Genomic DNA, 591 nt, shown 5'->3' on the forward strand with positions numbered 1-591 from the left:
CACCGACCGGCGGCTGCTGGTCGGGAACTCCTCGCCGGAGCTGATTCCCTTTCGGCGGGAGGCCACGGTGAATGCCCACGGCGTAGTCGTGGCGATGTCGCTGGGGCAGAGCTGGGCGCCGACCCCGCCGATCGGTCGTGTGGTGAACGTGGGAACCGTCCGGTGTCGCCCTCGTCTCGTGCAGCCAGCACGGGAACGGGCAGGCGCGTTGTCCGCTGTGGGCGCCGGGCGGGGCGGAGGCCTCGTAGTAGTCGCGGGTGTGACGACCCGTCGTGGAGGTCGGGAAAGCCGACCACAGGGCGAAGGGGGCCAGCAAGTCCGCAGTGGACGTCAGGGAAGGCCAGGAGGTCGCCGGTGAACACCGACGAGCTGGCGTTCGTCCTGCTCAGGGCGGAGCGTCGGGTACTGGAGATCCAAACCAAGCTGCACCGTTGGGCCCGTGATGATCCTCATCGCAGGTTCGATGATCTGTTCAATCTCGTCGCCGATCCCAGCTTCCTGTTGGTGGCCTGGGATCGGGTGCGGGGCAACAAGGGGGCACGCACGGCCGGCGTGGATGGGCAGACCGCCTACTACGTGGAGGCCGAGGTG

At 68.4% G+C, this 591-nt stretch carries 1 pseudogene; it reads left to right on the plus strand.

The annotated features are described in order from the left end of the window. Positions 1-354 precede the first annotated feature (354 nt). Positions 355-591 (plus strand): annotated as a pseudogene (locus tag KME75_RS42260) (hypothetical protein); the annotation flags it as partial.

Source organism: Pseudonocardia nigra, from assembly GCF_019396355.1.
Lineage (GTDB): Bacteria > Actinomycetota > Actinomycetes > Mycobacteriales > Pseudonocardiaceae > Pseudonocardia > Pseudonocardia nigra.